12 protein-coding genes are annotated in these 13,845 nt (G+C 43.8%); 11 read left to right on the top strand and 1 reads right to left on the bottom strand.

The window, feature by feature from the left end; translation table 11 throughout:
• Positions 1–238: 238 nt before the first annotated feature.
• Complete coding sequence (locus tag FHW88_RS27975; RefSeq protein WP_110586176.1) at positions 239–1,642, bottom strand: tetratricopeptide repeat protein; 1,404 nt, start codon at positions 1,640–1,642, stop codon at positions 239–241.
• Between the two features lie 238 nt (positions 1,643–1,880).
• Here FHW88_RS27975 and FHW88_RS27970 point away from each other — a divergent pair, with 238 nt between their 5' ends.
• The 11 genes from FHW88_RS27970 to FHW88_RS27920 all read left to right on the top strand — a co-directional run bounded on the left by FHW88_RS27970 (position 1,881) and on the right by FHW88_RS27920 (position 13,670).
• A complete protein-coding gene (locus FHW88_RS27970; RefSeq protein ID WP_176628869.1) occupies positions 1,881–3,422 on the top strand; it encodes an aldehyde dehydrogenase family protein in 1,542 nt (513 codons plus the stop codon).
• A 273-nt stretch (positions 3,423–3,695) separates the two neighbouring features.
• On the top strand, positions 3,696–5,345 hold the full coding sequence (locus FHW88_RS27965; protein ID WP_176628833.1) for a S8 family serine peptidase: 1,650 nt from the start codon (positions 3,696–3,698) through the stop codon (positions 5,343–5,345).
• 162 nt (positions 5,346–5,507) lie between these two features.
• A complete protein-coding gene (locus tag FHW88_RS27960; RefSeq protein WP_176628832.1) occupies positions 5,508–6,032 on the top strand; it encodes a YceD family protein in 525 nt (174 codons plus the stop codon).
• A 16-nt stretch (positions 6,033–6,048) separates the two neighbouring features.
• A complete protein-coding gene (gene rpmF, locus FHW88_RS27955; protein ID WP_090534782.1) occupies positions 6,049–6,240 on the top strand; it encodes a 50S ribosomal protein L32 in 192 nt (63 codons plus the stop codon).
• 16 nt (positions 6,241–6,256) lie between these two features.
• Positions 6,257–7,195 (top strand): phosphate acyltransferase PlsX, encoded by a 939-nt coding sequence (gene plsX, locus FHW88_RS27950; protein WP_176628831.1) that lies wholly within the window; start codon positions 6,257–6,259, stop codon positions 7,193–7,195.
• Between the two features lie 10 nt (positions 7,196–7,205).
• Positions 7,206–8,195, top strand: coding sequence for a beta-ketoacyl-ACP synthase III (locus FHW88_RS27945; protein ID WP_176628830.1), 990 nt, complete (start codon positions 7,206–7,208; stop codon positions 8,193–8,195).
• Positions 8,196–8,451: 256 nt separating this feature from the next.
• The gene (gene accB, locus FHW88_RS27940; RefSeq protein ID WP_176628829.1) at positions 8,452–8,925 is read left to right on the top strand and encodes an acetyl-CoA carboxylase biotin carboxyl carrier protein; all 474 of its coding nucleotides are present in this window, start codon (positions 8,452–8,454) and stop codon (positions 8,923–8,925) included.
• A gap of 148 nt (positions 8,926–9,073) precedes the next feature.
• A complete protein-coding gene (gene accC, locus FHW88_RS27935) occupies positions 9,074–10,408 on the top strand; it encodes an acetyl-CoA carboxylase biotin carboxylase subunit (RefSeq protein ID WP_090534775.1) in 1,335 nt (444 codons plus the stop codon).
• 74 nt (positions 10,409–10,482) lie between these two features.
• Positions 10,483–11,349: a twin-arginine translocase subunit TatC gene (gene tatC, locus FHW88_RS27930; RefSeq protein ID WP_090534774.1), complete on the top strand. Its 867-nt coding sequence runs from the start codon at positions 10,483–10,485 to the stop codon at positions 11,347–11,349.
• A gap of 170 nt (positions 11,350–11,519) precedes the next feature.
• Entirely contained in the window at positions 11,520–11,957 is a 438-nt protein-coding gene (gene rpiB / locus FHW88_RS27925; RefSeq protein WP_176628828.1) for a ribose 5-phosphate isomerase B, read from the top strand.
• 144 nt (positions 11,958–12,101) lie between these two features.
• Positions 12,102–13,670 carry a M28 family peptidase gene (locus tag FHW88_RS27920; RefSeq protein ID WP_176628827.1) on the top strand — a complete coding sequence of 523 codons (1,569 nt, stop codon included), beginning with the start codon at positions 12,102–12,104 and terminating at the stop codon, positions 13,668–13,670.
• Positions 13,671–13,845 lie beyond the last annotated feature (175 nt).

The following is a 13,845-nucleotide window of genomic DNA, read 5'->3' as shown; positions in this document are numbered from 1 at the left end:
AGTTCTAACGAAGCAAAGGTCGCAACAAATATGCAGATGTGCAAATTTCAAATGTTAAATGATTTTAAAGCTCATGGTAAATTCATTATTGTGATTTTTATGGTGAGTGGTTGATTGGGTTGATTAGGAGAGTAGTTTAAATACCCCTAAAACACAAAAGACGCATAATACGCGCCTTTTATGTTTTAATTTTTATTAGTGAGATAATTCACCTAATCAACCCAATCAACCATTCTCCCTACTTAGTATACCTGTTGATAATATCCACAATCACTTTATTCTTTTGCAATTGCGGCAGGTAATCAAACAGGATGTAATGTTTTTCCGGATCGGCTGCTAAAGCATACTCCAGGTTGTTAAGGGCTTCATTGTATTCGCCTTTGGCAAACAGGTAAGCCACCATACGGTAGTATAGCTCGGCAGCTTCGGGGTTATTTTTGATAGCCTGGGCTATAATTTCAATAGCTTCATTAAGCTTTTGCTGCTCGTAAAGTATCGACGAATAATCAAGCCAGGCATCAATATCAAGCGGATTTAGCTCAACCACCTTTTCGTAAGCCTTTTCTGCTTCATCCAAATGCCCGAGCTTATATTCGGCATCGGCAATAGCAAACCAGTAATCGGCATTGGCGATGTCAAGGTCAAGTGCCTTTTTATAAAAGTGCAGGGCCTCAAAATAGCGCTCCTCAAAATCAAGGGTTACACCTATCCCAAACCAGGCATCGGCCAGCTTTGGATCCATTTTAACCGATTTTTTGTAGAAAGCCCGGGCGTCGTCCATTTGCTCCAGCTTTTCGTAGCATTCGCCAATGGCACAATACGTATCGGCATTAGGCTGTTCATACTCAAAAGTATGACGGTATACTTCTATAGCTTCTGCATATTTTTCAAGGTTAACCAGTGCGTTGCCTTTGTTAAAATAGGCCGAAGCAAAGCTGTCCTTAATTAATATAGCATAGTCATAAGCATCGATGGCTTTTTCAAACAGGCTTAGCTTGGTATAAGCGTTGCCCAAGTTATACCAGGCCGCGTAGCTGTACGGTTCGTTATCGATATATTGCTGATAAAACTGTACGCTTTCCTGCTGGTTGTCCATCACGTCGTAGCAAAAAGCCAGCTCGTAAAGGGCATCCTGGTTTTCCATATTTTGCTTAAGGCAAAGCTTAAGATAGGTTATAGCAGTATCATAATCGCCCATGTTTTGATAAACGTAGGCTATGTGCAGCAGGATCTCGTCGGTCTCTTCGGCAAGGTCAAGCGCTTTTTCGTAATTTTCCAGCGCCTCGGAGTAACGCTCCAGGCTTTCGTACAGATTACCACGGATGATATAGATATCCGCGTCAGATGCTTCGAGCATAGCAGCTTTATCCAGTGCGGCAAAAGCCTCCGGAACCTTGTTGCTTACCACAAGCAGTTGGGCCTGTTTAATCAGGAAAATTGCCGCAAAAGGGTGCTGGCTCCGCGCGTACTCTGCTACCTGTAATGCCCTGGCCGGATCATTTTTTTCGATGTAGTAGTCGATAATGTTCTCAAACGCCTGGGCATCAAAAAAGTACAAGTCCTGATTTCTGATCATTTCCTCGTACCGTTCTACCGAGAATTTTGGGTCTTCGGTAAAACCAAATTCAAATTCTTCTTCCATTCAATTTTGTTTGCAGAACATCCGCTTTAGGTTGACAAATTGCCTTGTAAAGACTTATTGAGTTCAAATTACAATAAGTAAGCATCCAAAATGCAATTTAGTTTTCAACATTCAAACATTCTTAACAACTGTTCAATACAAAGCATTGATAATTAATGACAATGGATACAACAGGCAAGCGATGAGTGATTCTGAAAAATTGCCCTAAAGATTTCTACCTTTGGCAAAAGTAACAATTATGGAGCCTAATATTTCAGATATCCTAAAACGTTTACATATAAACGATATTAATGACGCCTTTAGTACAGGCAGTACCTGGGGCAGCAGCGACGGTGCCGCAGTAAAAGATATAACATCGCCGGTCGACGGCAAAAAAATAGCATCAGTAAGGCTGGCAACCGAAGCAGATTATAACCAGGCGGTTGAGCAGGCAGCCAAAGCATTTAAAACCTGGCGCAAAACCCCGGCACCTAAACGGGGCGAAATAGTGCGCCAGATTGGTGAGGCTTTACGCGCAGCCAAACAAGACCTGGGCACCCTGGTGTCCTACGAAATGGGCAAAAGCCTGCAGGAAGGCCTGGGCGAGGTGCAGGAGATGATAGATATTGCCGATTTTGCAGTTGGCTTAAGCCGCCAGCTTTACGGTTTAACCATGCACAGCGAAAGGCCAGAGCACCGCATGTATGAGCAATATCACCCGCTGGGCATTGTAGGTATTATTTCGGCATTTAACTTCCCCGTGGCGGTTTGGAGCTGGAACTCCTTACTTGCCTGGGTTTGCGGCGATGTATGCATCTGGAAACCATCCGAAAAAACGCCTTTAACGGCTATTGCCTGCCAGCATATAGCGCAGGAGGTGTTTAAAAAGAATAATATTGAAGAAGGTGTTTCATGCCTGGTTATTGGCGACCGTAACATAGGCGAACTTATGGCTGCTGATACACGCGTTCCGTTAGTATCTGCCACCGGCTCAACCCGTATGGGTAAAGCTGTAAGTGCCGCGGTTGGCGCAAGGCTGGGCAAAAGCCTGTTGGAACTTGGCGGTAATAATGCCATCATCATCAGTGAAAATGCCGATTTAGACATGTCGCTCATCGGCGCGGTGTTTGGCGCCGTGGGTACTGCCGGCCAGCGTTGTACCAGTACCCGCAGGCTTATTATTCATGAAAGCGTTTACGAGGCATTTAAGCAAAAGCTGGTTAACGCTTATAAGCAGATCAGGATTGGAAACCCATTGGATGAACACAACCATATGGGCCCGTTGATTGACACCGATGCTGTTGCCTTGTATCTTGAGTCGATTGAAAAATGCAAGGCCGAAGGCGGCAATTTTGTGGTTGAGGGCGGTAAGCTGGAAGGCGTTGGTTATGAATCTGGTTGCTATGTTAAACCGTGCATTGCCGAAGTTGAAAATCACTTTAAGATAGTGCAGCATGAAACCTTTGCCCCTATCCTTTACCTCATCAAATACAATACTATTGAGGAGGCTATCGATCTGCAAAATGGTGTTCCGCAGGGATTGTCATCGGCTATTATGACCAATAATTTGCGCGAGGCAGAACAATTTTTATCCTACGCAGGTTCTGATTGCGGAATTGCCAATGTTAACATCGGTACATCGGGCGCCGAAATAGGCGGCGCTTTCGGCGGTGAAAAGGAAACAGGCGGCGGCAGGGAGTCAGGCTCGGATGCATGGAAAGTTTATATGAGGCGGCAAACCAATACTATAAACTATTCAAAAACGCTGCCTTTAGCTCAGGGGATAAAGTTTGATTTGTAAAGTCTGAACCAGGATTGGGGGCGATTTTTAAGATTTATGGGATTTGCTTGTCCTATTTATAAGTAGGACGGGAATAAAATCCCGATTTATAAACAGGATAAGAAATAAAATCCTGGCCATCCACATAATCCACCCAAATCCCGGTTCGGATAGTTTCACTAACGCCCCGGAAAATAAAAATTAACCTAAATGAAAGTCGGCACGTAAAAAGCCGGAAGATTAAACTAAAACAATTTATTAAGTCTTAGATAAGACATACTATAACCCAAGTTCATGTTCAAATTTTGCAAGTACGTAAGCGCAACCACTTTATCAGCAGCATTATTAGTTAATTTACCGGTATCGGCACAACAGGCACCTGTTGCCGACCCCGCCCCGCCAAAAGCCTGGCACCTGCTTGATTTAAAGGAAAGCGGCTTTTACGGCATCAGTTTAAAGCAAGCATACCTGTTTGTACAAGGCAAAAAAAGCAAACCTGTTCTCGTCGCAACTATCGACAGCGGTGCCGACACCCTGCAAACGGACCTAAAAACGGTGCTATGGGTGAATAAAAAGGAGATCCCGGGAAACGGCATTGATGACGACCATAATGGCTACGTTGACGATATACATGGATGGAACTTTTTAGGCGGCCCCGGCGGCAAAGCCGACTTTACCGAAACCACAGAAGAGGTACGTGAATACAATAAATTAAAAGGTAAATATGCTTCGGTTACGGATTCGACCGCTACCAATAAAAAAGAATATGCTTACTGGCTGCGTGTTAAAACGGTTTATGATTCAACAGTAAACAAGGCCAATACCGAAATCGGCCAGCTTTCGCCGGTGATGAACGCGTTGATGGTTACCAGCGGGTATATTAAGCGCGGTCTGAACTTACCGGCAAACGGCACTTTTACCCAGGCCGACCTTGTAAAGGTTAAAGCCACTAATGACACCCTAAGCCAAAGCAAATATGTTTGGGAATCGGTGTTTTCGCAGGAGGGCGCGGGTTCTACCAATGCCAAAATCATTAAGGACCTGAGCGAATACCTGGCGAAACTTAACAATGATGTATCGCCCGACCTTACATCGCGCAAACGCATTGTAGGCGATGATCCGGATACAATGGATGGCAAACCATATGGCAATAACCTGGTAAAATTTGCAGATGCGGCACATGGCACCGGTGTGGCCGGGCTCATTGGCGCGGTGCGTAACAACAATTATGGTATCAATGGCGTGGCCGATAATGTAAAACTGATGATCATTAAGGCCATCCCTAATGGCGATGAATATGATAAAGACGTAGCCAATGCTATACGCTACGCGGTTGATAACGGTGCCAGGGTGGTTAACATGAGTTTCGGAAAAAAGATCTCGCCGCACAAGGAATGGGTAGATGCCGCTTTCAAATATGCTGCCTCAAAGGATGTTTTATTAGTGATGGCTGCCGGTAACGATAACCAGGATATGGATCTTCAGCCCGAATTTCCAAATGATATTTTTTTAGATGGCTCATCAAGCGATGCTGATAACGTGATTAGCGTTGGTGCATCGGGGCCCAGAATGGGGCAAAACCTTGCCGGTGATTTTTCCAATTACGGCAAAAAGAGCGTTGATATATTTGCGCCAGGGGTAAAAGTTACCTCAATTACTACCGATGCTGAGGTTGATACAGAAGACGGCACCAGCTTTTCGTCGCCAATAACGGCAGGCATTGCGGCTTTGATATTAGAATACTATCCAAGCCTGAGTGCTAAGCAGGTAAAGGAAGCTATTTTAGGCTCGGCAACACCGCTAAGGGGCACCATGGTATTAAAACCCGGCAGCAAAACCGAAAAGGTTGATTTTACAACGCTATCCAAAACCGGGGGCATAGTCAATGCATACAAAGCGCTGCAAATTGCCTCAAAAATGAAGGGCGAGGTTTTATCAAACTAATTCCATAAAGATAGAACAGTGATTTTTGCATTGCGTAAAAATCACTGTACTCCAGCCTTTTACCTTTCTCCTTTTACCTTTAACCTCCTCAAAAGGGCAAAATAAAAAAACACTTTCCAGTTATGGTATTTTTCTCTACATTTGCGGGCTAATTGTTGCTCATTGAAATCGCTTAAAAAATATTCGATTCCCTTTACGGGGCTTAAACTTGGGAAACACCAGTTTGAGTATGACATACAGGATGACTTTTTTGATGAGTTTGAATATTCGCTCGTAAAAAAAGCAACCCTGCACTGTGAGGTTGAACTGGATAAGCAGGAAACTATGCTGATCCTGCATTTTAAGATAGACGGCACAATTGATACTACCTGCGACAGGTGTTTATCGCAACTGCCGCAGCAGGTTGATATTACTGAACAGCAAATAGCTAAGTTCAGCGATGAACTGATAGATGAAGACGAGGAGATCATTATCCTTGGCAAAAACGATCATGAGATTGATATAGCCGGGTTGATTTACGAATACATTAACGTTGCAGTGCCGTTTATATCGGTTTGCGACAACGAGGGTGAAACCCCTTATTGTGATAAAGAAATGCTTGAAAAACTAAATAGTTTTTCGGCAAATGGTGAACAAAGTGAGCAAACAGACCCACGGTGGGATGCGCTCAGGAAAATGAATAAATAATTAATATTAGGATATTATGCCACATCCAAAGCGGAAATTTTCGAAATCAAGGAGAGATAAACGCAGAACGCATTACAAAGCGGAAGCTCCAACTTTAACTACCTGCCAAACTACAGGCGCTGTGCATTTGCCGCACAGGGCATATACTGTTGATGGTAATGTTTACTACAACGGTAAAGTTCTTATTGAGAAAGCAGCAGTAGCATAAGTTTAATTTTCTGAGAATGAAGATTGGCTTAGATATTATGGGCGGTGATTACGCTCCCAAAGCAGCTGTTTTAGGAGCTATCGAAGCGTATAAAACTTTATCTGCCGACCAGAAACTGGTACTTATTGGCGATAAGGAAGTTACAGTAAGTATTCTTCAGGAAAATGGTGTAAGCCCTGATAACTTCGAATTTGTACATACAACCGAAGTTATTGGTATGGGTGAACACCCTACCAAAGCTATTGTTCAGAAGCCTGATTCGAGCATATCAGTTGGTTTCCAGCTGTTAAAAAGCGGCGAAATCCAGGCATTCTCATCAGCTGGCAATACCGGCGCCATGCTTGTTGGTGCCATGTTCAGCGTGAAAACTATTCCGGGTGTTGTACGTCCGGCAATGACTACTATTGTACCCAAACTTAAAGGCGGTTTGGGTATTTTGTTGGATGTAGGTGCCAATGCCGATTGTAAGCCCGATGTGCTTGTTCAGTTCGGCGTGCTCGGCAGCTTGTTTGCCCAAACCGTTTATGATATAGCCAATCCACGGGTTGCGCTCATAAATATTGGCGAAGAAGAAGAAAAAGGTAATATCCTTAGCCAGGCCACCTACCCATTAATGAAAGCTACATCGTTGTTTAACTTTGTAGGTAATGTTGAAGGACGCGATCTTTTTAGTGAAAGCGCCGACGTTTATGTATGCGACGGTTTTACCGGCAATGTAATATTAAAGCTTGCTGAATCGTTCTATGTTATAACGCGGAAAAAACAGCTAAAGGACGAGTTTTTTGACAGGTTTAATTATGAACAATACGGTGGCAGCCCGATACTGGGCGTAAATGCTCCCGTTGTTGTTGGTCACGGCATCTCGAGCCCCGAGGCAATAAAAAACATGGTCCTTTTATCAAAGAACATGGTAGAGAGTAACCTCGTTGATAAAATAAAACAAGCATTCCAGTAATTTTATAAAGATGAGTAAAGTTCATGCCGCTATTACCGCAGTACATGGTTACGTTCCCGACTATGTATTAACCAACCAGGAACTGGAAACGATGGTTGATACAAATGACGAATGGATAACCAGCCGTACCGGTATCAAGGAGCGGCGCATATTAAAAGGCGAAGGCCTTGCTACATCAGATATGGCGGTCCCTGCTGTTACCGAGCTGCTCAGAAAACGCGGCATCGGTGCCGATGAGATCGATCTTATCATCTTTTGTACTACAACCCCCGATATGATCTTCCCCGCTACAGCAAATCTTTTAGCGCATAAAATTGGTGCTAAAAACGCATGGGGATTTGATTTGCAGGCAGCCTGTTCAGGCTTCGTATACGGTTTAACCACCGGCGCTCAATTTATTGAAAGCGGCAAGCATAAAAAGGTGCTGGTTGTTGGCGGCGATAAAATGTCGGCTATTATTAACTACCAGGACCGTGCTACCTGCATCATTTTCGGCGACGGCTGCGGCGCGGTATTGCTTGAGCCTAATGAAGAAGGCAACGGTATTATCGATTCTATTTTAAAAAGCGATGGTTCGGGCAGTCAGTACCTAAACCTGAAAGCCGGCGGTTCATTGAAACCGGCGAGCCATGAAACGGTTGATGCTAAAGAACACTTCGCCTACCAGGAAGGCCAGGCCGTGTTTAAATTTGCGGTAACCAATATGGCCGATGTTGCGCACGAGGTAATGGAACGCAACCACCTTACCGGTGATGATATTGCCTGGCTGGTACCACACCAGGCCAACAAGCGTATTATCGATGCTACTGCAAACCGTACAGGTATAAGCTCAGATAAAGTGATCGTTAACATCGAGCGCTATGGCAATACCACCAACGGCACCATCCCGCTTTGCCTGTGGGAATGGGAAAGCAAGTTTAAAAAAGGGGATAACCTCATTTTAGCAGCCTTTGGCGGTGGCTTTACCTGGGGTTCAGTTTATTTAAAATGGGCTTATTGATGTGCTGATTCCAGATGTGCGGATGTGCCAATTTACATAAAGGAGGTATATTCATCACATCAGAAATTTAAAACATCTGTAAAAAGTACATGTTATCTGCTTAAGGGAATAGAAAACAGACCGCTTAATTACGATAGCCGGTCATTTTAAAAGCTAATTAATCAACACATAACTTGCATATCTGCGCATTTGCATATCTGCACATTTGACTATAACTTAGATATAAACTTTGTCCAAAACCAATTAATCCTTCAACATGGATATTAAACAAATTCAGGACCTTATTCGCTTTGTTTCCAAATCGGGCGTGAACGAAGTATCAATCGAGCAAAAAGATTTTAAGATCACCATAAAAACCAACGAGGTGCAACCTACAGTGGTTCATGCCACTATTCCGGCAGTTACGCAACCTGTTACACAGGCATTGCCATCTGCTCCGGCTCCTGCGCCTGTTGAGCCTGCTGCACCGGCTGCTCCGGATACATCGAAATACATTACCGTTAAATCGCCTATGATCGGGACTTTTTACCGCTCATCAAGCCCGGATAAACCTATGTTTGTTAATGTTGGCGATGAGATCAAACCAGGTTCTGTAGTATGTATCATTGAAGCTATGAAACTGTTCAATGAAATTGAATCAGAAGTTTCGGGCCGCGTGGTAAAAATCCTTGTTGATAACGCCTCACCTGTTGAGTACGATCAACCCCTGTTTTTAGTAGAACCAGTTTAATTGATGCGCGTATGTGCAAATTACAGATGTGCAGATGATATTTAATTCGTTTGCACATTTATAATTTACATATTTGCCCTTCAATCATTCATTAATATTTTTCATCTGCATATTTGCACATCTGTAATTTGCATATTCAAGAAAAACAATGTTTAAAAAAATATTAATAGCTAACCGTGGCGAAATCGCCCTTCGTATTATCCGTACTTGTAAAGAAATGGGTATTAAAACGGTAGCTGTATATTCAACTGCAGATCGCGATAGTCTTCATGTTCGCTTTGCCGACGAGGCTGTTTGTATCGGCCCGCCGCCAAGCCGCGATTCTTATTTAAATATTCCTAACATCATTTCGGCTGCCGAACTAACCAATGCAGATGCGATCCATCCAGGTTACGGTTTCCTGTCTGAAAATGCTAAATTTTCGGCCATTTGCGCTGAGTATGGTATCAAATTTATCGGTGCTACTGCCGAGCAGATCAACCAGATGGGTGATAAAGCTTCGGCCAAAGATACCATGAAAAAAGCCGGTGTGCCTATTGTTCCCGGATCTGATGGTCTGCTTGCCGATGTAAAATCGGGTATTGCTATCGCCAATAAAATAGGTTACCCTGTTATATTAAAAGCAACTGCCGGCGGTGGTGGCCGTGGTATGCGTATTGTTTGGAAAGACGAAGAGTTTGAGAACGCCTGGGACTCGGCCCGTGCCGAATCAGGTGCAGCCTTTGGTAACGATGGCTTATACCTTGAAAAATATGTTCAGGACCCGCGCCACATCGAAATTCAGGTTGTGGGCGATCAGTTTGGCAAAGTATGCCACCTTTCTGAACGTGACTGCTCTATCCAGCGCCGTCACCAGAAACTGGTTGAGGAATCACCTTCCCCTTTCATGACCGAAAAACTCCGTAAAAAGATGGGTGAGGCAGCTATTAAAGGCGCCAAAGCTGTTAAATATGAAGGTGCCGGCACTGTAGAGTTTTTGGTTGATAAAGACCGCAACTTCTACTTTATGGAGATGAACACCCGCATCCAGGTAGAACACCCGGTTACCGAAGAGGTGATCAACTTCGACCTGATCAAAGAGCAAATTAAAGTAGCTGCAGGAATCCCTATCTCTGGTAAAAACTACGAGCCAACAATGCATGCCATTGAATGCCGTATTAATGCCGAAGATCCGTTTAACGGTTTCCGTCCGTCACCGGGTAAAATAACCAATTTCCACTCTCCTGGTGGCCATGGTGTACGTATTGATACACACGTGTACACCGGCTATGTTATCCCGCCAAACTACGACTCGATGATTGCCAAGGTAATTTGCGTGGCCCAAACACGCGATGAGGCTTTGAGCACCATGGAGCGTGCGTTGAGCGAATTTGTGATAGAAGGCGTGAAAACTACAATTCCATTCCATTTAAAATTATTGAAGGATCCTAACTTCCGTGCTGGTAACTTTACCACCAAGTTTATGGATACATTTGAATTATAAAAATAAATTCAAACTATCTTCATACTATAAAACGTATTTAGCACTATAGCGTTGATACAGCGGTATATATTACAATGAGCGAGAACAAGATCATCAAGGCCATAAAGGATAAAGGTAAAACGTTAGAGGCAGAAATGTCGTTCTTTGATCACCTCGAAGCCTTGAGATGGCACCTCGTAAGAGCTTCGGTAGCAATTGTAATATTTACCGCTGTTGTTTTTTACTACTACGACTGGATCTTTGATACCATTATCATGGGGCCCAGCAAGTCAACCTTCTGGACTTACAGGATGCTTTGCAAAATTGGCGCCGCCCTGCACCGTGATGGTTTTTGTATTGACAAAGTAAACATCAAGCTCATTAATACCGAAATGGCGGGCCAGTTTACCCTGCAAATCAACTCGGCATTAATTATCGGTATCACATTGGGCGTCCCTTACCTGATATGGGAGATATGGCGTTTTATTAAACCCGCATTGCATGACGCCGAGCGTAAAGCCGCTACCGGCTTTGTGTTTTATGCCTGTGTGCTTTTCTTTTTAGGGATCACTTTTGGTTACTTCGTGATCACACCGATGTCAATCAATTTCCTGTCGAGTTATACGGTGAGTGCGGCTATCCAAAATTTATTTGATATCGATTCTTATATCTCGTCGGTAGCTACCCTTACCCTGGCTACAGGCGTTGTTTTCCAATTGCCCATCATCGTGTATATATTGGCCAACCTGGGTGTCATGACACCTAAGTTCATGAAAGAAACCCGCCGTTACGCTATTGTAGTGATCCTGATCATAGCCGCCGTGGTTACCCCTACTCCTGATATGCTTACGATGACCGTAGTTAGTATCCCGCTGTTTGTTTTGTACGAGGTTAGTATAGTTGTAGCCGGTCTTGTTGAAAAACGGAGGATTAAAAAAGAACAGGAGTTAGATAAAGCGTAATTGCCTTCTTTAAACCGGCAGCATGCTTTTTTAGTGAATGAAGACTACAAAAAAGGCGAGATTCGCATATTTTTCGGGTAAGTATTTCCTTTTTTAAGCAATTACAAACTGGCTGGTTTATAACAAAAAACTTACCTTTAACAAGCGATAAAACGTTATACTTTTGATAAATGAAGCAAGGATTAAAAATAGCTATCGGTTCGGACCACGCTGGGTACGATTACAAAAAAATTTTAACAGAGGCGCTGTCTTCTGTCGAAGTAAAAGATTTCGGCACCTATTCATCCGAATCGGTTGATTATCCTGATTTTGCACACCCTGTGGCCAATGCCGTTGAAAGCGGTGAGTGTGACCTCGGGATCCTGATTTGCGGCGCAGCCAATGGCGTTGCCATAACTGCCAACAAACACCAGGGCATTCGCGCAGCCATTTGCTGGAAAGAAGAAATAGCAGTACTGGCCCGCAGCCACAACAACGCCAATATAGTTTGCGTACCTGCCCGCTTTGTTACCCCCGAAGAAGCGAAGGCTATAGTAACTACATTTTTAAATACTGAATTTGAAGGCGGCAGGCATGCTAACCGTGTAGAAAAGATAGCCTGCGTTTGATTTAGGTTGGAGGTGAAAGGTTAAAGGAAAAAGGCAAAAGGTGCCAATCGTTCCAATATTGCTATGATTGCAGCTACCTTTCGCCCTTAACCTTTTGCCTTTGACCTCAAATTCACCTCAGAAAAAGAACTATTAACTAAAAGAATGAATAAATTACCACTATTGCTCATCGCGCTGGCTTCGGCAACGACAGCCTGTGCCCAGCAGAATGCTACGGCAATGAAATATGCCGGGCTGATAACTGCTGAAGATGCGAAAAAGCACCTGAGCATCCTGGCTTCGGATGCCTTTGAAGGCCGGGAAACAGGTAAACCCGGCGCCGAAAAAGCCGCTAACTATATAGCTGGCGAGTTTAAAAAATTAGGGCTCCAGGCTCCTGTTAACGGATCGTACTTTTTTGATGTTCCTCTTACCGAAAATGCGTTAAAAGTAACAGCATTCACCGTTAACGGCAAATCATTTGAGTATGGTACCGATTTTTATTTAGGAGGTGCGTTCCCTGATAAAAGTATATCTGTAAGTGATATCGTTTTTGTTGGCTACGGTACCGATGCCGAAATAGGCAGCACTGATTTGGCGGGTAAAATTATACTTTGGATCAACGAAGATAAGCCCGAAGCAGGAGCAACACCAAATACCAGCTATCGCATGAGCAATGCACGTATGAAGGTTGTAAAAAACTTACAAAGCAAAAATCCCGCTATCATATTAGCTGCTAACCCGGGTATTGCAGCTGCACTGGCCCGCTTTGGAAAAAGCGTAACAAGTCCGCGGTTAACTATTAAAGATGACGCAGCTAAACCGGCAAACACCAATGCCCCTGTATTTAACATCACGTCTGCATTAGCTGACGAACTGGTAAAACCAACCGGTAAAACTTATGCTGATCTTAAATCTGCTTCTGCAGCAGCAGTTACCCCTGCTACTGTTATAAAAGATAATGTAGTTATAAACTACGCAACTACTAAAAAAGATGTAAAAGCAGTTGACGTATTAGGTTACATGCCTGGTACCGACCTGAAAGATGAAGTATTGATCTTTTCAGCACACTATGACCATATCGGTTTAAACCCAGATGAAAAAGCAAAAGATAAAGTGAACAACGGCGCCGACGATGATGGCTCGGGTACTACCGGCATTTTGGAAATTGCCCGCGCTTTTGCAAAAGCTAAAAAAGACGGTCACGGCCCCCGTCGCAGCATCCTGTTTTTAGGTAACGTTGGCGAAGAAAAAGGTTTATTGGGCTCAGAGTATTATTCAGACCATCCTGTATTTCCATTGGCTAACACCATTACCGATTTAAATATTGACATGATTGGTCGCGTTGGTGAAGAATACATCGGCAAACCCGATTCTGCAAATTATGTATACCCCATCGGCTCGGCCATGCTGAGCAAGGAACTGCATGAAATTGGTGAAAATGCCAATAACACTTACACCAAGTTAAAGCTTGATTACAAGTATGACGATCCAAATGATCCAAACAGGTTTTACTACCGCAGCGATCATTATAATTTTGCAAAACATGGCGTACCAATCATCTTCTACTTCAACGGTGTACACGCTGATTACCACCAGCCGGGCGACGAAGTAAGCAAGATCAATTTCCCGCTGCTGGCCAAACGCGCTCAACTGGTATTTTACACCGGATGGGAGCTTGCCAACCGCGATAAACGCCCTGTAGTGGATGCAGCGGCTGCCGGAGGGAAATAGTGAGTGGTTGATTGGGAGAGTGGTTCTCTCAATAAAATAAAACACAAAAGGCGCACAATATGCGCCTTTTGTGTTTTATAAATAACTGCCGCGGGTTTAGCGCAGCGCAACCCGTGGGTTGTATCGGTTAAGTTTTCAACTTAACCACTGAAGCTGAAAGCTTCAATTATTTAGA

The organism is Mucilaginibacter sp. SG538B (genome assembly GCF_013376065.1).
GTDB classification, from domain to species: Bacteria; Bacteroidota; Bacteroidia; order Sphingobacteriales; family Sphingobacteriaceae; genus Mucilaginibacter; species Mucilaginibacter rubeus.
This window is presented reverse-complemented; position numbering and strand designations above follow the sequence as displayed.